29 protein-coding genes are annotated in these 22,653 nt (G+C 34.5%); 1 reads left to right on the forward strand and 28 read right to left on the reverse strand.

Annotated elements, in window-relative coordinates; all coding sequences use genetic code 11:
* Window positions 1–7: 7 nt before the first annotated feature.
* The 22 genes from BLV40_RS29030 to BLV40_RS01850 form a co-directional block, all read right to left on the reverse strand.
* A complete protein-coding gene (locus BLV40_RS29030; RefSeq protein WP_244525328.1) occupies window positions 8–1,360 on the reverse strand; it encodes a BppU family phage baseplate upper protein in 1,353 nt (450 codons plus the stop codon).
* Complete coding sequence (locus BLV40_RS01760; RefSeq protein ID WP_090687194.1) at window positions 1,357–3,744, reverse strand: phage tail spike protein; 2,388 nt, start codon at window positions 3,742–3,744, stop codon at window positions 1,357–1,359. The genes BLV40_RS29030 and BLV40_RS01760 overlap by 4 nt, the downstream gene beginning before the upstream one ends.
* Window positions 3,741–4,424, reverse strand: a complete 684-nt coding sequence (locus tag BLV40_RS01765; RefSeq protein WP_090687195.1) for a phage tail protein — start codon at window positions 4,422–4,424, stop codon at window positions 3,741–3,743. Before BLV40_RS01765 ends, BLV40_RS01760 begins: the two co-directional genes overlap by 4 nt.
* A 2-nt stretch (window positions 4,425–4,426) precedes the next feature.
* The gene (locus BLV40_RS01770; protein ID WP_090687196.1) at window positions 4,427–8,665 is read right to left on the reverse strand and encodes a hypothetical protein; all 4,239 of its coding nucleotides are present in this window, start codon (window positions 8,663–8,665) and stop codon (window positions 4,427–4,429) included.
* A 14-nt stretch (window positions 8,666–8,679) separates the two neighbouring features.
* On the reverse strand, window positions 8,680–8,817 hold the full coding sequence (locus BLV40_RS28790; protein ID WP_211482098.1) for a hypothetical protein: 138 nt from the start codon (window positions 8,815–8,817) through the stop codon (window positions 8,680–8,682).
* Between the two features lie 26 nt (window positions 8,818–8,843).
* Window positions 8,844–9,305, reverse strand: coding sequence for a hypothetical protein (locus BLV40_RS01775; protein WP_090687198.1), 462 nt, complete (start codon window positions 9,303–9,305; stop codon window positions 8,844–8,846).
* A 68-nt stretch (window positions 9,306–9,373) separates the two neighbouring features.
* On the reverse strand, window positions 9,374–9,961 hold the full coding sequence (locus tag BLV40_RS01780; protein WP_090687199.1) for a phage tail protein: 588 nt from the start codon (window positions 9,959–9,961) through the stop codon (window positions 9,374–9,376).
* Window positions 9,962–10,390: a hypothetical protein gene (locus BLV40_RS01785; protein WP_244525329.1), complete on the reverse strand. Its 429-nt coding sequence runs from the start codon at window positions 10,388–10,390 to the stop codon at window positions 9,962–9,964.
* Entirely contained in the window at window positions 10,371–10,778 is a 408-nt protein-coding gene (locus tag BLV40_RS01790; RefSeq protein ID WP_244525330.1) for a hypothetical protein, read from the reverse strand. The genes BLV40_RS01785 and BLV40_RS01790 overlap by 20 nt, the downstream gene beginning before the upstream one ends.
* Window positions 10,771–11,127 (reverse strand): phage head-tail adapter protein, encoded by a 357-nt coding sequence (locus BLV40_RS01795; RefSeq protein ID WP_090687201.1) that lies wholly within the window; start codon window positions 11,125–11,127, stop codon window positions 10,771–10,773. The genes BLV40_RS01790 and BLV40_RS01795 overlap by 8 nt, the downstream gene beginning before the upstream one ends.
* On the reverse strand, window positions 11,117–11,404 hold the full coding sequence (locus tag BLV40_RS01800; protein WP_090687202.1) for a phage head-tail connector protein: 288 nt from the start codon (window positions 11,402–11,404) through the stop codon (window positions 11,117–11,119). Before BLV40_RS01800 ends, BLV40_RS01795 begins: the two co-directional genes overlap by 11 nt.
* A 140-nt stretch (window positions 11,405–11,544) precedes the next feature.
* Window positions 11,545–12,687, reverse strand: coding sequence for a phage major capsid protein (locus BLV40_RS01805; RefSeq protein ID WP_090687204.1), 1,143 nt, complete (start codon window positions 12,685–12,687; stop codon window positions 11,545–11,547).
* Window positions 12,688–12,712: 25 nt separating this feature from the next.
* Window positions 12,713–13,429, reverse strand: coding sequence for a head maturation protease, ClpP-related (locus BLV40_RS01810; RefSeq protein ID WP_090687205.1), 717 nt, complete (start codon window positions 13,427–13,429; stop codon window positions 12,713–12,715).
* On the reverse strand, window positions 13,416–14,582 hold the full coding sequence (locus BLV40_RS01815) for a phage portal protein (protein ID WP_090687207.1): 1,167 nt from the start codon (window positions 14,580–14,582) through the stop codon (window positions 13,416–13,418). The genes BLV40_RS01810 and BLV40_RS01815 overlap by 14 nt, the downstream gene beginning before the upstream one ends.
* 14 nt (window positions 14,583–14,596) lie before the next feature.
* Window positions 14,597–16,279, reverse strand: coding sequence for a terminase TerL endonuclease subunit (locus BLV40_RS01820; RefSeq protein ID WP_090688274.1), 1,683 nt, complete (start codon window positions 16,277–16,279; stop codon window positions 14,597–14,599).
* Window positions 16,263–16,583 (reverse strand): P27 family phage terminase small subunit, encoded by a 321-nt coding sequence (locus BLV40_RS01825; protein WP_090687209.1) that lies wholly within the window; start codon window positions 16,581–16,583, stop codon window positions 16,263–16,265. Before BLV40_RS01825 ends, BLV40_RS01820 begins: the two co-directional genes overlap by 17 nt.
* 107 nt (window positions 16,584–16,690) lie before the next feature.
* A complete protein-coding gene (locus BLV40_RS01830; RefSeq protein ID WP_090687211.1) occupies window positions 16,691–17,005 on the reverse strand; it encodes a hypothetical protein in 315 nt (104 codons plus the stop codon).
* A 10-nt stretch (window positions 17,006–17,015) separates the two neighbouring features.
* The gene (locus tag BLV40_RS01835) at window positions 17,016–17,228 is read right to left on the reverse strand and encodes a hypothetical protein (RefSeq protein ID WP_090687213.1); all 213 of its coding nucleotides are present in this window, start codon (window positions 17,226–17,228) and stop codon (window positions 17,016–17,018) included.
* Window positions 17,229–17,543: an HNH endonuclease gene (locus BLV40_RS01840; protein ID WP_170833595.1), complete on the reverse strand. Its 315-nt coding sequence runs from the start codon at window positions 17,541–17,543 to the stop codon at window positions 17,229–17,231.
* 17 nt (window positions 17,544–17,560) lie between these two features.
* A complete protein-coding gene (locus tag BLV40_RS01845) occupies window positions 17,561–17,788 on the reverse strand; it encodes a hypothetical protein (RefSeq protein WP_090687215.1) in 228 nt (75 codons plus the stop codon).
* Between the two features lie 12 nt (window positions 17,789–17,800).
* Window positions 17,801–17,941: a hypothetical protein gene (locus BLV40_RS28335; RefSeq protein WP_170833596.1), complete on the reverse strand. Its 141-nt coding sequence runs from the start codon at window positions 17,939–17,941 to the stop codon at window positions 17,801–17,803.
* Between the two features lie 8 nt (window positions 17,942–17,949).
* Window positions 17,950–18,171 (reverse strand): hypothetical protein, encoded by a 222-nt coding sequence (locus BLV40_RS01850; protein ID WP_090687216.1) that lies wholly within the window; start codon window positions 18,169–18,171, stop codon window positions 17,950–17,952.
* Between the two features lie 545 nt (window positions 18,172–18,716).
* On the opposite strand from BLV40_RS01850, the gene BLV40_RS01855 reads away from it, so the two are divergent.
* A complete protein-coding gene (locus BLV40_RS01855) occupies window positions 18,717–20,165 on the forward strand; it encodes an ApeA N-terminal domain 1-containing protein (protein WP_090687219.1) in 1,449 nt (482 codons plus the stop codon).
* A gap of 282 nt (window positions 20,166–20,447) precedes the next feature.
* On the opposite strand, the gene BLV40_RS01860 is transcribed toward BLV40_RS01855, so the two are convergent.
* The 6 genes from BLV40_RS01860 to BLV40_RS01885 form a co-directional block, all read right to left on the reverse strand.
* Window positions 20,448–20,990 (reverse strand): tyrosine-type recombinase/integrase, encoded by a 543-nt coding sequence (locus BLV40_RS01860; RefSeq protein ID WP_090687220.1) that lies wholly within the window; start codon window positions 20,988–20,990, stop codon window positions 20,448–20,450.
* Window positions 20,987–21,457, reverse strand: a complete 471-nt coding sequence (locus BLV40_RS01865) for an ArpU family phage packaging/lysis transcriptional regulator (RefSeq protein ID WP_090687222.1) — start codon at window positions 21,455–21,457, stop codon at window positions 20,987–20,989. The genes BLV40_RS01860 and BLV40_RS01865 overlap by 4 nt, the downstream gene beginning before the upstream one ends.
* 24 nt (window positions 21,458–21,481) lie before the next feature.
* Complete coding sequence (locus BLV40_RS28340; protein ID WP_090687225.1) at window positions 21,482–21,652, reverse strand: hypothetical protein; 171 nt, start codon at window positions 21,650–21,652, stop codon at window positions 21,482–21,484.
* A 117-nt stretch (window positions 21,653–21,769) separates the two neighbouring features.
* Complete coding sequence (locus BLV40_RS01875; RefSeq protein WP_090687227.1) at window positions 21,770–21,892, reverse strand: DUF3983 domain-containing protein; 123 nt, start codon at window positions 21,890–21,892, stop codon at window positions 21,770–21,772.
* 29 nt (window positions 21,893–21,921) lie between these two features.
* A complete protein-coding gene (locus tag BLV40_RS01880; RefSeq protein WP_090687229.1) occupies window positions 21,922–22,104 on the reverse strand; it encodes a hypothetical protein in 183 nt (60 codons plus the stop codon).
* A 107-nt stretch (window positions 22,105–22,211) separates the two neighbouring features.
* Window positions 22,212–22,622: a hypothetical protein gene (locus BLV40_RS01885; RefSeq protein ID WP_090687231.1), complete on the reverse strand. Its 411-nt coding sequence runs from the start codon at window positions 22,620–22,622 to the stop codon at window positions 22,212–22,214.
* Window positions 22,623–22,653 lie beyond the last annotated feature (31 nt).

Raw genomic sequence — 22,653 nt, forward strand, 5'->3', positions numbered from 1 at the left:
TCCTATCTTAAATGATGTAAGTAAGTGTGAATCTCCATAGCGAAACCGTATCCTCAATATTCTCAATATAGACATCACCATTAGGCTTTACAATCACATAACCTTCTTTTAATGCCAGTCCTACAAAGTAACTGCATGTAAAGAACATTTCTCTGCCTGGACGGAATAACTCTGGAATATTCGCAATTATCTGTTTGTTTTTAAAGCCAGTAATAGCACACTCGATACAAACTACTTCTCCGGATCTCTTCACAGCTGATTGAGGTTGAGTACTCTGCTGTTGTACACCATTTAACAAAGTCAATGGAACCCAGTTTGTATCAGACGTTTGTTTAATGGTACCGTCCGGTTTAATTCGAAATGCCTTAGTAAAATCCCAATCACTACCACCAACAGTTGCACTAGGTACAAATGTACACTCTCCATTACTAGATTGGTACATTCGCCAACGTAAACTTGATGCGCCACCACCTTGAATGATACCTGACCCTAACGAGTCAAACATTGCCGATCCTGAAGTTTTTAAGTCACCCGTCATCGTATCGCCTGTTTTTGAAACCTGTTTCGCATCACCTGCATCCACTTGTGCAGTAGTTGCATGTTCTACCCACCCAAGCCAATTTCCATTATCTAAGTAATTTGTGAAAAATTTTCCTTGATAATCTTTAGCCCATACAAATCCATGATTAATAGAATTTAAGTAAGAGACTCCTCTCCAAGATTTATTATTAGGTGTTTGACCTTGCACCCCAGTTGCACAATAAATAGTGTTCATACCTTTCCCTTTTACCACAATTTCATTTAAAATATTCTTGGAAACATCACTAACTGAAATGGTTTGTCCGCCATCATCAAGCGTGATTTTCGGAACTTGTACATTATTTGCAGCAATTTGCTGTTTCAATTTTATAATCTCCGCATTCGTTGCATCAATTTCTTTTCGATAACCAGCTACAGCTTCAAGAGCTTTGTCAAAATCGGAAATATAATTCTCCATTTTTATTTTTCCTTGCTTTACATCCACACTTAGCAACACTTTCATATCTTGTGTAGTAAAACGCTCTTCACCTTTTTCAAAAGCAAAATAAGCAACCCAGACATTCGCAGAAACAGCCGCTGCCGAAAATGTATATTCAAAAACACCGTTTGAAGCATCTATAATTTTGCAATCATCACGGATGAAACTTCCTAAATTGTTTCCGGCTTCGTACTTAATCGTATAACCTGATAGATTATAAGGATAACCTTTATCTTTAAGTGATACAGTTAATTTCAGACCATTTTTATCATTAATTCTTGAAGTAATAACCTTTGTAAAGTGAGGATCTGCTATATCAATTGTTAACGTTTTTGATCTCACTGTGTAACCATCCTTTCTAACACTAGTACTCTCTCTTCTAAATCATTGTTTTTTTGTTGTAGCTCATGGATTACACGTTCTTGCTCAGCATTTCTTTCTTGTAACTTTTCTATTTCCGCATCATGTTTTTCTTCAAGCTCTTGTACAGCCTTTACGGTTAGTAAAGCTGTGGAATATAAATGAGTTCCTGTTCCAGCCTTATCTACAAACACATCATCACATTCATCAACAACAAAACCATAATATTGTTTTATATCTCGTTTTGTAAGTGGCGGATCATTAGGAGCTTTATTCTCTCTCATTTCATATAATTCATTTACATCACTTTTGTAATTAAACTCTCTCACTTTTGCATTTCTAATCTTCTCTAAAGCTGAAAATGGAACATCACGAATATTCGATTTGTATTCTCTTAGTGATGGACTTATTATATGAGCTTGGACTGAACCAAAACCAACGCCCTTATCTAACACTTGAAAGATTCCAGATTGATTAGCAAGTAAAGAATTCCTCAATATTACAGTAGGTAACTCAAGATCTGTATAATTGTCATAACCAGTGACTCCTAATGACATAGAAGCTGCTGATTCATCACCCTTCATAAACCTAATCTTACCTGTTTTAGACTGTAATACTGCATATTCGTCCCCGTGCAATGTACATATTCTTTTCTTTCGATACATTTCTAAATACGAACTATACACTACATATGGAGTGGGATCATTTGGTTGGTATTTAACGCTATCTACAATTCCGAACCTGCCAAATGAATCATTGTTAGAAAAGTGACTATGTGATACATATAAAGAACCTAGCACACCTTCAGCTGTATTATCCCCACCAAAAATATATTTAGCTTCTATATTTCCAGCTAATGTTTTGTGGTATCCAAAAAACGCCCTAACAAGTCCACCCTCATAAAGTCGTATAAATTGATCGTCGATGCTAACAAAAGTTTTAGAATTTGATGTTTGGATCGTTACCCCTTTTATTAACTGTCCGTTTAACAAGTTAGCATTAAGTGTTCCAGCTGTAATAAAATCAGCAACAATACGTCCATCCATAGTAATTGCGGTTCCGTATGGACCATTAATCCCTGTGGAAGAATAACCCAATCCATTTATGTTCCATTGCCATACTTTTTTTGCTGTCATCTCGTCTTCTGTATCCATGATTAAAATTCGATCTGGATAATTACGTACATGACCACCAAAGCCACTATTTATAAGGCTCGTTGCATGTTCTTTTGCTGCTTCAAGTATAGAAGTGGGCATATCAGATATATCATTTTGTATTTGGTCAACTTTACCTGCTATATCAGTAAATGACGCTTTGTAATTTCCTATTGTAATATTCTTGTACTCTTTCTTTATTGGATCATATTTATATGCTATAACTTTCGCTTGAACATTAATTCCGTCTTCAATGTGTTTAACAGTAACAATGTCACCCATCCACACATGTTGCAAAATAGCATAATCTTTATACTCTTCGGTTTGTGAAAGCTCTTGAAATTCCACCTTATATGTCCCTTTTGGTTGGTCCACATGTTGTACATCAAACATTTCTTTAGCTGCTTGACGTAATAATTTATACGCTTCTTCAAGCGGTACCGCATCGGGATCCTTTGCATTATCGCCAATAGCTGCCTTTATATGCTTAAATTCCACAACTCTAATTTTAGGGTGCGGATACTTATTAATTAGAGGGCTATCCACATATTTCTCTGGTAAAAATAATCCGTCAAATCCTTGTGGCATAATACGAGTAACTGGACTTTTCCAGTCAACATTACCTTCATACCCCAATAGGTCTTTCTTATGTTGAATGACAACTCCACGATCTATCCCACGATTAACTAACATCTTTACATCGAAATTATCTCTTTTTAATTCTCCTCCCCAACGATTCAAGAAGGAATTATCCTGGCTTGTATCTAAAATAGCCTCAACGGGATTTTTTCGTACAAGTCGCGCACTGGCAACACTTCGAATATCTGATGAGAAATTGAATTGATGTGCATATTGGCAACCACTTGAAATCTTACTCATAGCTACAATTCCAGACTGTAGATTGATATAAATATCCTCAATCAAATTCTCAGTTAAATCGTAAAAAATGTGATAGCATTGTACTTTTATTTCTCCCATGCTAACTGTTGGTGTAGAAACCCTAAATAATTGGTCACCATCAGGAGTTGGTGCTTTAACAATGCACATCCCTTGTATTTCTAAACCGTGTGGAGCGAATAGCGGATAACTAAACGTCAATGAATATAAACCATTTAATATTTCTTCAACTTCAGCTTCATAAATATTTGCATCTAACACACCGATACCATTATGTGTAAAATCTGTTTCATTTGGTTTATATAAAATAATCATATATATCGCCACCTCGGTGTAATGGTTAATGATTGAACGGTACCAGTCCATGTTATCGAATTATTTTCAACATCAAAGACAGGGAAGTTACCGATCATTTTATTGTTCATGTTTGTTGTCCCTTTATACGCTTCTAATAACTCTGAATCAATAATTACAGAATCTACAATATCTTTAACTTGAAAAGTGACATCATTTATAGTTATATTCACTGTGCCGCTTCCAGCAATCACGATTTTCGGATCTGATTTTTCTGTTCCTGGATTATATAGAACACCTGGAGTGGTTAAAATAATTGTTTCATCTTCCACATATTCAAAAGGATCAAATGTAAACGTTGCTTCAAATCCTCCATATTCTTCAATTTGGTTTTCGATATCATCTATTTCTACGTTTTTAATCTTCCTATAAACAACATCATCATCAAAGTGAAGTACTTTTCCATTTAAAAGCCATGATTTAATACGTCTAATTAAAGGTTTGGCATTCTCATCTTCAAGTAAGTTAAATTTAATAGTTAAAGGGACGTCTTCAAACGCCCCTTTTTTTGTGAGTGATCCGTGTCTGCCTGGCACTTTGATGTATTCAACTTCCCTTTTAGCGGTTGGGATTTTAGGACGTTCTACCATGCACATATTAAAATCACTCGCAAAATAATCATCTATTCTTATATCAAGCAATGCTATCCCCTCCCTATGCCTAAGTTTAAGTTTCTACCTCTTTGCGCTAGCCAGTTATCAGCTTTTTCGAACATATTATCAACATCGCGGTCATTTCTTACCACTGGATTATTGATATTTATTATATTTTGGCTACTATCAACATTTTGTGTAGACTGTGCCATTCTTGATGCTTCTGATGATAAGTTTGATGACATCGTTGCTTGTTGGTTTTTACCGTACGCATCAATATAACCTATATCGGGTTTCGCCCAATCTGCCATATTTTCAGCAGCATTTTGAACAGATGCCTTCATACTATCCATACCAATAATGAGACCTTTCCCAAGGTTTTTACCAATCATATCCCTCATCCAGCGTGAAGGTGAATGAATATCCAACGCATCCATAATTGTGTCTTTAATTCCACCTGCAATTTCCTTCACTTTACTCCACACTGCACTTGCCATTGAACCGATTCCATTTATGAGTCCGGTAATGATATTTTTACCAATCTGCCATAAATCAATTTCCCGAACGGTATCAACTATACTTGGTATGATATCGGAAAAAATTGTGGAAGCAAGTTGTCCTGCCATGCTTGCGATACCTTTTATTAAAGCCCAAATTAATTGAACACCTGCTGAAAGAATTTGTGGTAAATTCCTAATCAATTCACCTACTAAAGTAGTGATAAGTCTTAAAGCTGCAGAAATCAATTGCGGTATAATTTGTACAATTCCTGCAATCAATGCCATTAAAATTCTTATACCCGCTTCTATAATTTTTGGTAAATTAGCAATTAAAGTTTCTACTATTTTAGATATAAGTGTTAAAGCTGCATTAATTAACTGTGGCAATATCTTAATAATTCCATCAATCAATGACATCAAAATCTTTACACCGGAATCTATAATTTTAGGTAAATTTTTCAGTATTGTATCAGCTATTTTTGTTATCAAATTTACTGCTAGATCTATCAATTGCGGAAGAATCTTAATAATGCCGTCTATTAAACTTGTTAGTACTTTAACACCTGCTTCCACAATTTTAGGTAAATTTGCTGTCAACGCATTTATTAATGTAGTTATAACAGTAATAATTGCTAAAGCAATCATAGGTAAAGCTTGTGTAATTCCAGTAATCAATGAAATTAGTAAATTTATCCCCATTTGAATTAGCTGAGGTAAAAATGACATAATGCCATTTATTATTGTTTGAATAATCGTTACAGCAATTTCTATTAACTGCGGTATCATTTGCATGATTCCGTTAATTAATGTCATTACCAATTGCAATCCAGTTTGAATAATAGTCGGTAAAACTAAAACAATACCAGAAATTAAAGTTTGAATAATTTGCATTCCGGTTTGAATAAGTAAAGGTAGATACGTAGCAATTGATTGTGAAATAGTATTTATTACATTAACCATTGCTTCAAGAATTATCGGGAATGCTAAGACTAATCCATTCACAAGATTTGAAATAATTTGCGATCCAGTTTGTAGAAACTGTGGTAGTACGGTTGTAATGAAAGTAGCTATATTCGTGAATATATTTGTAATGGTTTCGAGAATAATTCCCGAATTTGCAGTCAAATATTCTGAAATAGCTGGTAAAAATCTAGAAACCGATATAAGTACACCAGGTAGACCACCGATAATTGCAGCAGCTATTGTTGGACCAATCGTTTTGAATATCTCACCTATTTGACTGAAATCACCCTGGAAAGCTAATTTAATAGCATTAAAAAGACTTGTAACACCCTCTTTAATCTTTACTACTGCTTCACCTATTAATTGCGCTGCACCTTGAAAACCTTTAGGTAAATGAGTGATCCAATCGTTTAGCGTATCACCATCTTCCACAACCGCAACTAAATATTTACCAAAAGCAGCAAGTGTAGAAGAAAAACTTTGAAAGCTACTTATTACAGAAGTAATACTGTTTCTCAAACCTTCGTTGTTATTCCATAAATTCTTTATACCTATGACAAGCCCGGCAATTGCTCCAGTAGTTGCTAATACGATTCCAACTGGCCAAGCAATAGCCCCAATACTTAAACCAAACATAGCAGCAACGCTAGATAAGGTTATAAATACTGGGGCTAATGCCATACAGGCTCCGACAAGAATACCAAGAGCAACAGCTATTGTTGTTATTGCGGCTGCTAATGCTGGATGCGCTGAAACCCATGTAGCAAACGCAGCTACAACCTTTGCTATCACAGCTAATACTGGTTCAAGAGCCATCTTTAAATCTTGCATTGCTTTTTGTAATTGAACAGCAGGTGATGCATCTAATTTCTTAATAGAATCGTTCAATTGATCTTGATTGTTTTTCAAATCAATCGTTTTATTCTGTGCATTTATTAATGTATCAGTGATGTTTTTTCCTTGATCTTCGTACATAGTACCAAAGAGCTTAACACCAATCTCATTCCTCTTAGTTTCATCTTCAATACTAACTAAAGCCTTTGCAATCTCTGACATAGCTGCGGAACCTTCTTTACCGCCCTTTGCTACTGATTGCCCCCATTTTTCCAATTGTTCAGCAGAAATATTAGTACCTTGAATAGCTTCCTTCATAGCCTTATCGACACCTTGGCCAAATTCAGCCGCTTTGATACGACCTTCTTTCAAAGCATCCAAGAGATTGTCAATATTCCAAGTGCCTGTTTCAACGCCAGCTGCCATAATTGCTTGGACTTCTTGGGCATCATATCCAGCTCGTGTTAGTTGTTGCCCATATTCAGCAATAATGTCTAATTGTTCTGGTGGAAATCCTATTTTTAAAAGGGAATTTGTTAAACCAAGAGCTTCTTCATTAGTAATCCCTAATTCGTTTGCAATTTCATTTGTTTCTTGAATTAACTCAGTGAAATCTATTCCTTCATAACTCTGGGATATAGCTGCTGCGCCCTTTACAACTGCTGCATTCGACTCATCACTAGCATCTTTATTCAATGCCCATTGTCTCCGTACACCCTCTAAAGATGCTTCTGCATCCACACCATATGCAGTAACACCTCTTACAGCTTCTTCTACGGATTTTTTAGAAGACTCAGGAACCTCGAATGTAATATCAATTTTTGTTTTTAACTTAGATGTATCAAGTGCTTGTTCAATAGCTCCTGAAATACCGCCAGCGGCAACCATTCCACCTAACATGTTTTCTAAATCAATATCTAACTCTTTGAAACTTTGACTCGCTCTTTCTGCCTCTCTAGAAAGGTCTCTTAATTCATTTCGAACACTCTCAATAGAGTTTACATCATCAATAGATCTAAGAGCACGTCTCAATCTTTCTATATCTGTTTCTGTTCCTAATGCTTCCCGACCGATCCGATCAATAGCTGATTCAAGTTGACTAGATGTCGCTGTACCTTGCCGAATAGCGCTTGTTAAATGTCCACCTAATGCGTTTGCGAATTGGTCAACACTTGTGCCAGTCGCTCGAAATAGAGTCTCTAATTGTTGAGTTGCACTAGCTACCCTTCTACTTTCATTTGCTTGTTCTTGCAAACTTCTATTTGCAGCATCTATTTGATTAGACATTCTTTGTTGTGCTGTCATCGCTTGCAGTAATTTAGCTTCATACTTTTGTACTTCTGCTGAATTTTCACCATAAGCTAACTTTGCACGATCTAATTGTTGCTGATAATTTTGAATCCTACTTGCTGCAAGTGTATGTTGTTCGCTTAAATTACTAATTTTCAAACGAAGTTTGTCAGTTTCAGAAGCATTTTCACCAAGTTGAGCCATTCGCAATTCGTGTTGTGCTGCTAACCTTGCAGAGGAAGCTTTTAATTCTTCTTCTGCTGATTTTAACTCTTTTAACTTTTGTATAGCCTTTGCAGACTCGCTTGTACGTTCATTTTCAGCTTCTCTTACTTGTTTTAAGCTATCAGATGTTTGTCTGATACTATTCGCAAGTTGTTGTTCTGCAATTTGCTGACTTCTTAGTTTTGCTTCTAATTTTGCGACTACAGTTGAATTTTCACCGTATAACTGTTTTGCTCGTTGAAGATGTTCAGCAGTTGCTTGTGTTGCTTTTTGTGCAACCGCATATTGTTGGGATAAATTTTGAAGTTTCGCTTGTAATTTTTCAGAATCAGTTGCCGTCAACTTCATTTGTTCTTGCTGTAATTTCATTTCCTGGCGAAGTTTTTTCGATTCTTGATTCATCCCTTTTATCGCATCATTAAATTCTTTATTCTGCGCCCTAAAGGTAACTTCAATTTCCGAATTATTTCGTGCCATTTTCTCACCTACCTTTACTTTGGATTGTTACTCCAAGATTTAAACGCTGATATTCCTTCGTAAATACGATCCACTGATGCAATAGGTTCATGCCAAAAAGTCTCTGAATCAATTCCAGAGACTAGACAATATAAAACGTATTTATCCTCCACACATTCCAGGTTAATCTTCGGAGCCTTTACTTTTTTTCGCCTTTACTTCCAGTGCTTGTGTTTTTCTGAAATTCAGCAGCGAATTTATTTGGATCCTGGCTGATTACATCGATAACGAGCTTTGCGTATAATTCCATTGATTCCGCTAACGAGTCATGATATTTTCTTAAAAATTCATCGAATGATAAGTCAACTTTTGGATTCGCGCCCTTAAGTGCCAGGTAAATAATTCTTTGAATACTAGTTTGATCGATCTTTTCAAATGCAGATAAATCAGAACTATTTCCTTTATCAATTCCTTCTAATGCCTGGAATTTTAATAAATCGCTAATGATTGAGCTCTCAATTATTCCTTCTTCTTTTCCTTTTTTTAATGCGTAATTTGTTAAGAATGCTGGATACTCTTGTTCATTCACAAAACGTTGCTCGAACTCGCCATCTACCTTTACGAATTCAATATCTTTTAATGTGATTTTTTGAATTTTCATATGCTATATCCCCACTTTAATTTATTTTTTACTAAATCTATCGAAAAAAGCCCCGTATAAAACGGGACTTACGGTGTAACTGTTTTTTCTACTAGGGCAGTATTAAATTGTGTGTGCCATTTTGTCGCAACTGTTGCATCTTCTAATTCAGAAACGAACGCTTCATAATAGAATTTATTTTTTTCATCCGGTAAAGCAGTAAATTCTAATTCCAGCATCGCTAATTCTTCTTCTCCGTTCGCAATAGCAAACTTAAATCCAGTAGCGTTTGCGCAATTTGGGAATGCGATTAATTTAACGATATCTTCGAATTCATCCACAACATCAGCAGTGAATACAAAGTCAGTACCTTTAGATTCAGTACCATATGACCAAATTCCAGGCTTCAATCCAGTTGTTTCAAATCCGAAATAATCACGTGCTACTTGTACCGGAATGTGTGCGGAAACTGTAATGTTAATTTGTGTTGTTTTTGTTTTCTTTTTCAATGTAACAGCACCACATAGTTTTTTCATTTCAGCTACTTCCGGTTCACCTTCAATACTTCCCACACAACCAAACTTTGTACCAGGTTGTTGTATGCCACCTTTTTTAAATTGAACACTCGCATTTTTAATCGATACGGAATCAAATTCTTCAATTGCTGTAACAGCCATTTATATTTCCTCCCTTAATACTTTGTCTACACCTTCGTGTAGCTTCTCTAAAATTTTTGGTGTTGCATTTTGTATTCCACGTTCAGCGAATCGTTGTTCTAGTGGATTATGTGAACCTCTACCTTCGTTTGGGAACACAAGATACCCAAAACTACCTTTCTTATTGGCTGATCCGCCACGTGAAATAATTCTAAAACCTAAGTTCAACTTTTCGCTTTTTGACCAATTACTATTTTTAGCATGTGTTTTATTTCGAACACTCCACTTAGACCTGGAAACTCGAATAAGCTTCGTAATTTCTTCTGTTGCAATACGTATGCCGTCAGTATGAAGAATGTTATTTATAGTCGGCTCCATTTTGTTAGGTAACCGCATCATTTTCTCTTCAAGCCTTTGCAACTGTTCAAAATCAAGATTGAATACACTCAATTGGTATCACCCTCTTAAATGTAAAGACTACTCTATCAATATATCTATCTGTATCTTTCACTTGAAGACGATCATTTTTAGAATTAACAAACGATACCTTTTTCACTTTGCTAACAAGTGAAATAATATCAATGGTTTGTTCATCCAAGTCATCTTGGTTTTCAGATAAATAACTGATGTATACAGTTTGAGAAACGGTACGTTCGTTTGTGGAAGGCTGAAATTCACCGTATTCAATTATGAAACAGTTATACTTATCCTGTTGCAGTTGCTCTTCTTCATCCTCTGCCAATTCATCCTCAACCACTAATAAGTCAAAACGTTCTTCAAGTCCTGTTTTAATGCCTTTCTTCTGTTCTTTCATCAAAGTCTTGGCTTTCTCATTCACGCGATTTCACCACCTGTTGTAAATAAAAGAAAAGATATCGTTTACTGGAATCAGAATCCGCCTTAATCACGTCATATTCAATCCCATCAATCAATACCTTAAGTTTATTTTTGTTGATTTTCTTAAAAGAAGGTGGATACAATGTTTTTACTTTATAATCTAAACCAGTTGTTAAAACTCCAACTATTTGATAGTCACTATCGCGAATAGACATTTCTTTATAGGCAAGTTTTCCTTCTGGATGAAAGACATCTCCTATTCGCTTTCCATTTTCGGAACGCTCGGTTTTTTTATAGCCATATCGCAAGAAACCATCATTAAATGTTTCTCTATAATCCTTAATTGCCATTAATCACACCAACTTTTCCTAATGCAACTTGTAAAATAAGCCTGGACAATTCATCCTTATAATTCTTTTCAAATTCATCACCAGCATTGTTATAAACGTAACGACATCTTTCTAATAACAATTCTTTTGGCCATTCTTCTTTAGAAAAATCAAAAGACGCATTTGTTAAACCGAACAAATACGCCTTTCCACGAGATATAATTTTATTTAAATTTGCATCTTCATCATTCCATGTAATTTTAAGATGGTCTTTCAACTCATTTAGAAGATTATCCATCCACATCACCTGCTAATAAAGTGATTAATTCGGCTTTTGTTGCACTAGTCTTATAAGAAATCCCTTGTTCATCTAACTGTGATTGAATCTCAGCTTTTGTTAACGATGAATAATTTATCCCTTCATTTAGAAGGGTTGTATTAGGGTGTTACTGTGTCACCTAATGTACTAACATCGAATACAAGGAATGATTTATTATCTTTTGGACGACCGTTCGCATACTGTTTACTGATATACACACGCTCATCTTCAATGAATTTCACCTCATCAGAGTATTCGATTTTTTGAGTAGAACCAATTCCTAAGAAGTAATCTTTTGCCATTCCAGCAACCGCTTTTCCAGTAGAAACTTCTGTAGATTGAATAAATTGCATAGGAATAGCTGTATTTTGTACATATTCTCCATTTGCATTTTGGAAAGTAATAGCCGGGAAGACGCGTGACCAGTAGTCAACTGGATTCACAACCATAATTACATTTGCTACATTTCGTTTTCCACCATTTGTAAGTGGAGCCATGATTTCTTTTCCTAATGTTTTAGGAGTTAGATCTTTTAAAGTAACAGATGCTTTGTCTGGATAAACACCACCAACAACCGCACCATCTAGATTTTTCATCATACCGATAGGTTCACCGTTACCTGTACCGCTGATAACCGCTTTTTCAAGTGCGATATACATAGATTCCATTAGAACCGTACGAACATAACGATCTAACCATTCTGGACCTAAATCTAACATAGCTTTACAAACTGGAATATATGCGCTTAATTTGTATAGGTTTAATTGTACTTTCTCAAATCCATCATCGATGATTTGTTTGATATCATCGCACAATTTACCCCACCAAGCAGCAGGAATTTCACCTTTTTTCATAATCCATTCAGTTAAACCAGTTACATTCACAAAATCAATCGCTTGAAGTAACGGACGGTTCTTTACTAAATCTTCGAATACACGTTCAATAACAGTTGCTGGGATTAATTTTTCAACGCCAGCGAACGCCTCGCCACTTGCAATAACTTCATTGTAATATGAACGCTCTTCATTAGTTAAAGCATGTAACCCACGAGAATTTAATACCGCTTGATTGTTTAAGTTGCTTGCAATTTCACTTTTAACAGATGGCGTTACTTCATTCAAAATGTTCATTTGAATGACATTAGCCATTTTTGTCATCGCTGCTGCGTATGCTTCATTATCGTTATTTTCAATAGCTGCTTTAAATTCATTTTCAACTTCTACCATACTATTGTTATCTCGATCTAAATTTTTAATCGTCATTTTCATTCTCCTTCCAAATTAAAAACTACTTGCTAGTATCCAAGTAGTTCATCATCATTCCCGTTATTTGATTTGTACTTGCTACAATCGGTTCACTTTGTTTCTTTTTATTGCGGAACATTTGAAGGAAGTTATTTTTATACTCTTCTGGATCTGTTTTTTCTTCCTCTTCATCCACTTTGTCAGCAAGACCAATTTCAACTGCTTCACTTGCTGTAAACCATGTCTCATTTTCAATCATCGTTTCTATTTCAGAACGTTCCCCTTCAAAACGAGTCATGTAGATATCAGCAATTGATTTATCAATTCCTTCGAGTGCATTAAGAGTTTTTTGAATATCTGATTTTGTACCCCAGGCAAATGTTGATGCTTCATGAATCATTAGCATAGACCCAGTATTCATAATTAATTCATCAGCCGCCATTGCGATTAGAGATGCAGCGGAAGCGGCTAGTCCATCCACATGAACAATCACTTTTGCTGAATGGTTCTTTAATTGATTGTAAATAGCGATACCGTCAAATACATCTCCACCACCACTATTCAAACGAAGCGTGACAGTATCAGACTTCACATTATTTAACGCATTTTCTATATCCTTGGCTGAAGTAGATTCTCCCCACCAAGATTCACCGATAGATCCGTAAATCGTAATTGTGGAGGAATCACCTTCTGTTTCAGCTTTAAATGAATGTTGAACATTAGCTAAATGACTGTATTTTTCATTTTTATAACGTCTCATCCTTTTCACCCCCTTCCAAAGAATCAGCTTCTTGGTAATTCTTTGTAACAAATCGTTTATTTGCCCATTCATCTTCAAGTGGTTCTCTACCAAGAATAATTAATATATCGTTAATTGATAAACCACCAATGGCAAAGAGTTTGTCCATAGCTGTTGCCATTTTAGTAATATCTACAACTTTTATTTTTGTTGTATCGATTTTCAAATAAGTACGATCCATATACTCTTTCTTCGTATACATCTTTCGATTAAATTCATCTTGAATCAATTCAGCGATTGGATTAATACAGAATGCTAGAAATGAATCCATTTGCTTTTCAATATCAGCCACGTCACCTTTTAAAATACCAATTGGAACATGAAATGCCGTCGCTACATAACCGAAAATATCGTTTACTAAATCACTAATATCACGACTTGTACTACTATTCGCAACACCGCTTTTACTATCACTCATATCTTCGATAACATAACCATCTTGCAATTGAAAAGCTGAACCAACTTTATCAGCGTTAAACCAATTTTTTAACTGACCTTCAAACATATCATTAATAGCGTTTTGAGTTGCTTCATCTTGCGCTCTTAAAAAATCACCTTTAATTAATAAACGTTTATTGTTCTTTCTTTTATAGTAGTCAATTGAAGATGCAAGTAATTTACCGAAGCTAGCATACATTCCATCGATAACATGCATGATATTGCGGTCATTTAATTTAAAGTGGAACACTTCTGATTCATTAAAAGCTTTTTCAAAAGTGAAATCACCAATCGTTATATTTTTATAAATGTTTTCTTTTAACGCGAATTCATTAACATCAAAAGAATCAGCAATATACAATTGCTCATTTTGCATAATAACTACGCATTCATTTTCATTAATTAAATGATTTACCAAGCTATGCATAAATTCTGATGCGTTTTGATTTTGGTTTGGTTGTACATTTAATAAATAATGATTTTCTCCACGCTTCTCTTTGCCTTTTTCAAATGTTTGAAATTCACACCTCGTTAGAGCATTTGCAATTAAATCAATACAACTCTCCACAGCTAATCTTTTATAGAAGTAATCAATCGCTAACTCATAACAACATGAATCTAAAGTAAGAGTATTGTTACTTCCGAAAAAACCACGTACCCAGTCTACTAATCCCACATTCTCACCACCTTTTATACACTAAATGATTTGAATATCTTTCTAACATTGTCTTTCGTTAAAGCGCTTGATTCTTTTAACTCACCATCAAAGTTTAGAGCATGTAAAAAAGCGAAAAAACCATCTGTTTTTCGCTTCTCTTTATCAACCTTTTTATATTCAATATTGCCATTCATTTTTTCTTCTTTATAGACGTTCCCAACATACCAACGCATAAGTGGATCATCTCCAAAAACAATTGTATGTTTGATAAACATCTCTTCTACAAGTGGAGCTAGTTTACTATGAGTTGCTGGACCACGCCGAACAATTTCAATTTCAAAACCTGCCGCTTCAAGCGACTCTTTTAAAATCGCTGAACGATATAAGTCCATGCTAACTTTTTTTATACGGTATTTCTTATTCATCATGACGAACCAATTCAGCACATGCTCCGCACTAATTGACTTGTCATAAACAACAGTAAGTAATCCTTTTTCAATTGCAATTCGAATGATATCCGGATTAATATCTTGCAACTTAGGCGCCGTATGATGCATGAATGTATGTTGCATCCAATAACGTTTTCCATCCTTTTTGAAGTATATACCCACTGAACAAAAGTCTCGAATTTGAGCAAAGTCAACCGCTCCAATACATTCTATCCCCTGCATATTCTCAGGGAATGGTTGTTTCGTGGCTAATCTTTCCTCATAGGTAGCAACTTCTTTTCTTGTATCCTCGATAGGTAAATTCATTCTTTTCGTCATAAACTCAATACGTAATGCACTATTGCGTTTCATATCATGGTATTCTTTGCGCATTTTATGCTGTAGATTTTCATTATACCTATATGAAGGATTCGCCTTTTCCCACATTGACTCATCATGAACTTCTTGTTCATTATCAAGTTTGCATATAAAAGGAAATAGTGTGGAGTCTGGTAATTCTTTATTTAATACCATTTGAGCTTCTTCTTTCATATCATCCAGCACTCCACCACGGACATTTCCATCTGTTGTAATATAGAAAATCCTTGGATCCTTCTTTTTACCTAAACCAGACGTAAAAACTTTTATATTGGAATAATCTTCATACTCATGTAACTCATCAAATATTACAGCTCCACTTCGCTTACCATCTTTTGTACGAGCATTTGATGTGTTAAATTCAAACTTAGATTTTGTTTTCAAATGTTTAATAAGTATTTTTGATTTGTAAAAAACTTTTTTTAACTTCCTCACAAATTTTGGTGTTTCTAAAATATCGTAAACATCTTGAAATGATGTCTTCGCTTGATCTTCAGATGTCGCTACAATGTCTATATCATAATTTTTAATTCCATGGTGCCCACTCAACATATAAAAGCTGTCATAACTTATATATCCGTTTTTACCTGCACCACGTCCAAGTAATAACAAATACCTATCAAACATAAGACGCCCATCTGCATAACGTACGCCGTAAAAAAATGCATTACAGAACTTTTGCCAAGCGAAAAGCGAAAAAGGAAAATAGGGGGCTGGCTTCTCTACCGATTTTTCAATAGCATCCGCATCAATTACCACATCCGGTTGATCTAACTTCCATCGAAGGAACTTCATAAGTAGCTTTTGTTCTTCACAACTTTGAATTTCCCCATTCTCAACCATCCGCATATACTCATCAATGTATGGATGATATTGATATGTAGTTGGATATTTAGATGTCATCGTCATCATTACCTTCATCATATATCGGCTCTTTCAAACCAAGGACTTTTAATAATTCTGTCATGCGCTTATTTGTCTCACGAAATTCTTTTGTAGCTGGATTCGCTTTAACTCCTTTTTGACTCTCGCTATTTTGCCATTCAATCATTGGCCCGTTCTTTTTCATCTCTCTTGCTAGCTTATTTTTCGCATCAAACAATGTCATGTAATCATCAACAAGATCAACGTAGTGCATACCACACAAACCGCTAACTTCCAATTGTTGTAATAAATCTTGCTTTATCTGTGCTTTTTTTGATAGTTTTCGCACAAGTACCCCCCCTCTTACTTTTAAATTCGCAAAAATGTTTTAACCGATCTCCACCCCCCGTTGAATGGTCCTCCAAATAAAAGTTAAAATTTTTGACCCGGGGGTGTTTAGGAAACTAATTCGAAATATGTTTCAATAAAATCCAAAACAAAAAAGACTTCTTCACTAGAAATCTTTAGAATGTCTGTTGTAAATTTTAAATTGTCTTCATCTTGCAATCTTTCTCTTACATTAATTATTGTAAGACGTTTGCACTTTCTTGGATTGACACAGTCTCTTATCTGACAGTAACGCCAGTAAGAATACTTTCTAAATTGATTCAACATGTCACGTTCATATGAAGTTCTTTCTTCCTGATCAGTATCAGCATATTGAATCATTAAGTCAGTATCGAATGACCAACTACTATCTGTTATTATCATTTACATTCACCTACGCATACCATCTACTAAACTCAATGTTAAATACTTCTAAGGCTCTACCAGCTAAGTACACAGGATTCTCAGCACCATTCGCAATACCTACAAGAACATCACGTAATAACTTATCTTGCTCCGCATGAGCAGCCTCACAGTCATCTGATATTACTTTGATAAGCTCCAATCTCTCGTTTAACTGTTGCTTTGTTCTAATTGGTTTAGCCATTCACCATCGCTCCTCATTCATGAACTTAGGTTTCTTATTCTCAACCTTATCTAACCGATCATGTACTTCATTATGACAACGAATGCATAAGCATTGTAGGTTATCCAAATCCATCGCTAAATGTGGATGCGTCTTAACTTCTTTCAGATGATGTACATTCTCGGCAGGTTTGTATTTACCTTTTGATTTACATCTCTGGCATTCATAGTTATCACGCTGTAATGCTTTAACTCTTAGCGCTCTCCATTCTTTTGACTTATAGAACTTCATAAGCTTATCTTCTCTTATGAGTTGAATGAGTTCTTCCTTTTCCACAACTACCACCCCACAATCTAACAATAACTCCTATGTGTTACAGTACCTACACCTCTTATTATCTCACTCTTCTCACTATTACCTTTCGTACTTACTTGTCCTGTATTAATCACTTGACTTCGATACTTAATATCAAGACACTTCTCGCAGTAGAAAGTGACTGAGACTTTCTGGATGTATTGTTTATTATCGGAATAAAAAGAAGTAGTCTCACTATCTAATACTTGATACTTATGCTCACACATTACCCTCACTCCTTACCTTTCCTTAACAACACGCTTACTCATCATTGGTCCATTACATTTAGGACATCTCCATCCATCACGAATCTTATGAGATGTTTCTTCAAATCCACAGCCTTTATTTAAACAACTGTGTTTCGTTAATGGCATTTTCATGATTCATCTCACTCCTTATCTTTCTCAATTAAATCATCCATCAGTTTATTAATTAAACTTGCTGTGGCTTCTTCCCTATCTTCAAGCGTTGTATCCTCTTTCAATTCATCTAACACTTTAATGAAAGCTGGTAGCTTTTCTAAGTCCACATACCTTTTGAATTTCCTTTTACGAAGAGCACGAAGGATTATTCCAATGGTGATCGCCTTCTCCAATTTAGTTAGTTCCATCTTCATCTCACCCCTCAATCTAATTCCTTTACTTCCTTTGCTTTAAGGAATTGAATCATGATTAGCAAACCAACTATCAATCCTGTTCCACATCCAAGAAAATAACTAAACCAACTCATCTACTCACTCCCTCCACAAAATAAAAAGCACCCGAATGGATGCTATGTTATTACTTATTATTTTGTAATTTAAATACGGTACATGAATTTTTATTCTTCTCTCAGTCACCTGATGTTGTGTATTCAACTGCACCTATGCAGTATCAAGTGGCTGAGAGAAGAGCAAAAGCCCTTCATCATTTTCAATGCATGTCATGCAAATTGTTGTCGGAAATATGAAACGGCAATCCATCCAACCAACAACCATCACCATTTGTCATGACGATCTATTATAAAGGTAGGCGTGAGTTGTGTTTTCCGCCACTTCTCACAATACAAATATATCATGTTCAAATCCTAGGTTCGTCCGTAAATAGTTCGCAAATCCTCCGCAAAAAGTTCGCGAATCCTATATAATAATCATTAGAAAGGATGGTTGGTATTTTTATGAAAACTATTAAATTAGTAAAGCAAACAATGATAGATGAATTTGAAGTAGAAGGAGTTTGGTTTAACCCGAACAATCCAAATCATAAAGTACACGGAAAACTTTCGTTTTCTCCAAAAGATGCATCTCTTAATTTACTTGGTAGTCTAACAGAAATTGATAATGACCTATTTGGTCTTCGCCAAGGAATCCATTTTGATACTATATGCGGGGAAACATTATCCGGAGAATTAGTTTGTTTATTTCACATTATCCAAACATCTAATAAAATAAGATTTTCAGGATATCATAGTCAAACATATAAGTTTAAATTCATGATTGTTGGTGGACATTTTTCTTCTGCTGACGAGCTAATATTCCAAAAAGTTTCTTTTAATAGTACTTATTTAGAAAGTTTCATGAATATATCACCGTATACCTTTAACTTCGAAGATGATGTGAATGGTTTTATGAAAAGTGCAGATGCTTCTTTTAAGCATCCAGAAATCAACAAATGGGAAATTCCTAGTATAGATTGTGCTTTTGCAACAAATTCACATTTTAAATTCAGTACAATCGGTCATAAAGATGTAATTATGGAATATACAGCATTATTAGATTTAATATCAAATTCACCCCAAAATTATTCTTGGTTCTTAAACAAAATATATAAACTTTTAAGTTTATTTTCTCTTTTCACTGGAAAAGAACAGTTCTTAAAAGACTTATCTTTTAAAATCGAAGATACACCTGAGGTTCAAAATAATAAATATAAAGTCTTCTTTACACAAAAAGATTTTAAAGAAGAAAAAGATATCGATTCGATTGAGAGTATAACATTTTCTGATATCAAGGATAATTTAGCTATCTATTTAAATAAATGGTACCTCCTATATAACGATTTAGAACCTATATATAATTTATATATAAATACTAAGTATCATGGCATTTATGAAGAATGGAAATTCCTTAATTATACACGTAGTCTCGAAGGATATCATCGATTACGATTTACAGATAGCACTTTCTGTAATCCTTCGGACTATGATCCAATTAAAACTGCAATTATTACTCATTTAGAAGAAACTATAACTGATGAAACACTTCAGGATTTAAAGAAAAATATGCAAAACTCTATTTCTTATGCTTATGAATACCCTTTTAAAAAGAGATTAATTGAGGTTGCTAATTCAATTGACGCTCCTATTTTTAATAGGATTTTTAAAAACAAGAAAGATATGAAAGGTTTTATGAATAAAGTAAAAGAAACAAGAAATAAAATGACTCATCCTCAAACTGAAGATAGTAATATCTTCAGTAACCGTACATTATACCTAGCCAACATTAGATTAAGCGCTCTAATTCATACTTTGATATTAATAGATTTAGGATTTCCATCTAATTTTATTGAACATAAATTATCTTATCTCTACTATAATTTAGAAACTGCAAAAAGAGAGTTAAATTAAATTCATAAAACAAAAAACGTGGTAAGATAATCTCTTCTTCCGCGTTTTTTGTTATGAGTCAATAAACTTTATTTTCCACTGCTATAAACCGAATTATTTTTAATGTTTTTTTATATTTTATGCCTATTATCTTCAAAACTGAATTCGCTATAAACCATATTGTGTTGAATTAAGGTATCTCGTTTTCTCTTAGATACATCAAGCTTTTTAACACATCACTAAAATGAATTTGACACATTTCTTTTGTAGCTAATTCAAAAATACATAAAAAAATATATAATCTTAGATTTTGAATTTCTTTTGATAATCATTCAATGTATCTTGTTCAATACCGATGTATCTTAACGTTTCTTTTTGGTCCGTATGATTTAACATTCGCTGTAGAACCACTACATCTTTAAACTGTTTATAATGATGATAACCATACGTTTTTCGAAGTGAATGAGTCCCAATACGTTCTAATCCAAACTTTTGTGCAGCTTGATTCAATATGACATATGCCATTGATCTAGTTATAGGCTTATTCTTTCCATTCCTACTTTTGATAAGGAATTCATTCTTAGGCTTTCCTTTCGAATATTCTCGTAATGCTTTCTTTAATTCAGATGGCATCTTTACTTCTTTTACCTTCTTCGTTTTCTTTTCACGAATAAAGATACTCCACCCCTCTACATCTCGAACTCGCAACCGTAAGATGTCTGAAATACGTAAACCTGTATTTATACCAAGAAGGAACAGAATGTAATTACGTTCATTCTGTTCCTTGAAATATTCTTTTATTTCTTGAATCGCTTCCTTATCTCGAATTGGCTGAACAAGATTCATACACTCTGCACCTCTTTTTGTCTATGTTTCTTTTTATATACTTCTTTTTTTAAGTTAAAAGCTAAACGCAATATAGCTTGACCTTTTATCTCATAGTATTTTGTTTTTCCTATTCCAAGTTCCAGCCAGATATCTGGATCATATCCTTGTACATCTTCCATAAAGAACTTGATAATAATTTTCCTTTCGTCATCTCTCAAACGATTTACTGCAGCATGAACCCAATCCATAAATTCATTTCTTTCTTGCTCGTATTCTACTCTCTCAATTGCGATGCTCTCTGTAGAACTATTAAATTCATTTGTAACTGATGGAGGAACAATAGAATATGCTGGTGTAACCTTTGGCAAAATATCGCTTGGCATTGTCGCTAAATACATACGATAATTCTCAAATACTTTTTCAACTTCTTTTTTTGTTTTCTTCCCATCTACAACTGGCATTTTGAATGATAATTGTTTATTCATATTAAATTCCTCCTAATTTATTTCTTACTTCTGTCTTAATGCTCCACGTCTACGTTCATAACGCGGTCCATGAATCCCCATTAAATCCTCAATATCACGTGTAGTTAATTTCTCTTTTCGTTTTTTCTTCTTTTTCTTTTTTGCTTGATTGGCTTGCTTTTTCCATTCACGTAACTGATCTTTAAGTGCTTTCATTCCCCACATCTCCCTTTTATAAAATAAAAAGAACACCAGTCATATTGCAGCAATCTTGCTACTGCTCTAATGATTGGTGTCCTCTAGTTTTCTAGCCGGACTATATTCTGTTTCCCCTCACTTTAAAATACCAGCTTGTACAAAGATGTTTCTCCACGCATTCTCAAGTCTGTATTTATCTACTGACTTTGCACGACGAGCAATAGCTTTTCTCATTTTTCTTTTCTTTAAACCTTTCATTCTCCTAACCTCTCTTTCTTCTAAAAGGATTATTTTGTTAAGATTTCAAACTTCGCTCTACCAATAACCTCAATTGTATGCATAGTAATAAACTTAATTGACCTAATCGAAGTTATTACTCCTTCTGATCCATCAGCAAATTGAAGTGTACTTCCAACTGCTACATCTTCATTACTGCATAACTTTATAAAAACATGAGTTTCCGATTTCATTTCCCTCTACCCCCTGAATAAAACTCAATATTCCGTCAATACTGTAGATATAATCTTTCTCCAGTCCCCCATTGGAGCCGAGCGGTTAGCTTTCGCTAGCTGCTCTTTTAGTTATAAGGATGTCCGCTTCCGTAATAAACAACGTCATCAGGAGCCTCAAACTTTGCTCTCAAACGCTCATATTCTCTTCTTTCTTGCTCTTCTTGTCTTTTTTTAGATTCTTCTTGTTGTTTTTGCTGCGCTAGGCGTATTTCGTTCTCGTATTCTTCAATTTCTTCGTGAGAGATTATCCCTTTTTCATGCAATGTTTTTCTTATCCAATTATGTTTTAATACATAGACCCTTGCCTGATATTTACCATACACATTGATTTCACTCATATCATCATCTGACCATTGTTTCACTACTAAGATTCCTTTATCTTTTGTAACGATTGTAATAGCTTCAGCGAATTGGGCCATGTGTGTAAAAGCTATTTCTTTCCCAATTAAGTCTTCTTCTTTTTCCATAAAGTACATTTAGCATCTTCCTTTTCTACAAAATGAAATT

Origin of the sequence: Bacillus sp. 166amftsu (genome assembly GCF_900107445.1) — a bacterium.
Classification (GTDB): domain Bacteria; phylum Bacillota; class Bacilli; order Bacillales; family Bacillaceae_G; genus Bacillus_A; species Bacillus_A arachidis.

Bases quoted from the DNA above. Each gene is read 5' to 3' on its own strand.
- BLV40_RS01800 (WP_090687202.1), bottom strand. From the start codon at position 11,404: ATGGATAATCTTCTAAATGAGTTGAAAGACCATCTTAAAATTACATGG.
- BLV40_RS01835 (WP_090687213.1), bottom strand. From the start codon at position 17,228: ATGGCTAAACCAATTAGAACAAAGCAACAGTTAAACGAGAGATTGGAG.
- BLV40_RS01810 (WP_090687205.1), bottom strand. From the start codon at position 13,429: ATGAGACGTTATAAAAATGAAAAATACAGTCATTTAGCTAATGTTCAA.
- BLV40_RS01820 (WP_090688274.1), bottom strand. From the start codon at position 16,279: ATGACGATGACATCTAAATATCCAACTACATATCAATATCATCCATAC.
- BLV40_RS01860 (WP_090687220.1), bottom strand. From the start codon at position 20,990: ATGAATCTTGTTCAGCCAATTCGAGATAAGGAAGCGATTCAAGAAATA.
- BLV40_RS01760 (WP_090687194.1), bottom strand. From the start codon at position 3,744: ATGATTATTTTATATAAACCAAATGAAACAGATTTTACACATAATGGT.
- BLV40_RS01770 (WP_090687196.1), bottom strand. From the start codon at position 8,665: ATGGCACGAAATAATTCGGAAATTGAAGTTACCTTTAGGGCGCAGAAT.
- BLV40_RS01885 (WP_090687231.1), bottom strand. From the start codon at position 22,622: ATGTACTTTATGGAAAAAGAAGAAGACTTAATTGGGAAAGAAATAGCT.
- BLV40_RS28335 (WP_170833596.1), bottom strand. From the start codon at position 17,941: ATGAAAATGCCATTAACGAAACACAGTTGTTTAAATAAAGGCTGTGGA.
- BLV40_RS01830 (WP_090687211.1), bottom strand. From the start codon at position 17,005: ATGATAATAACAGATAGTAGTTGGTCATTCGATACTGACTTAATGATT.
- BLV40_RS28340 (WP_090687225.1), bottom strand. From the start codon at position 21,652: ATGAAAGCACTTAAAGATCAGTTACGTGAATGGAAAAAGCAAGCCAAT.
- BLV40_RS01865 (WP_090687222.1), bottom strand. From the start codon at position 21,457: ATGAATAAACAATTATCATTCAAAATGCCAGTTGTAGATGGGAAGAAA.
- BLV40_RS01775 (WP_090687198.1), bottom strand. From the start codon at position 9,305: ATGAAAATTCAAAAAATCACATTAAAAGATATTGAATTCGTAAAGGTA.
- BLV40_RS01805 (WP_090687204.1), bottom strand. From the start codon at position 12,687: ATGACGATTAAAAATTTAGATCGAGATAACAATAGTATGGTAGAAGTT.
- BLV40_RS01850 (WP_090687216.1), bottom strand. From the start codon at position 18,171: ATGGAACTAACTAAATTGGAGAAGGCGATCACCATTGGAATAATCCTT.
- BLV40_RS01875 (WP_090687227.1), bottom strand. From the start codon at position 21,892: ATGAAAGGTTTAAAGAAAAGAAAAATGAGAAAAGCTATTGCTCGTCGT.
- BLV40_RS01855 (WP_090687219.1), top strand. From the start codon at position 18,717: ATGAAAACTATTAAATTAGTAAAGCAAACAATGATAGATGAATTTGAA.
- BLV40_RS01845 (WP_090687215.1), bottom strand. From the start codon at position 17,788: ATGTGTGAGCATAAGTATCAAGTATTAGATAGTGAGACTACTTCTTTT.
- BLV40_RS01880 (WP_090687229.1), bottom strand. From the start codon at position 22,104: ATGAAATCGGAAACTCATGTTTTTATAAAGTTATGCAGTAATGAAGAT.
- BLV40_RS01795 (WP_090687201.1), bottom strand. From the start codon at position 11,127: ATGGCAATTAAGGATTATAGAGAAACATTTAATGATGGTTTCTTGCGA.
- BLV40_RS01780 (WP_090687199.1), bottom strand. From the start codon at position 9,961: ATGGCTGTTACAGCAATTGAAGAATTTGATTCCGTATCGATTAAAAAT.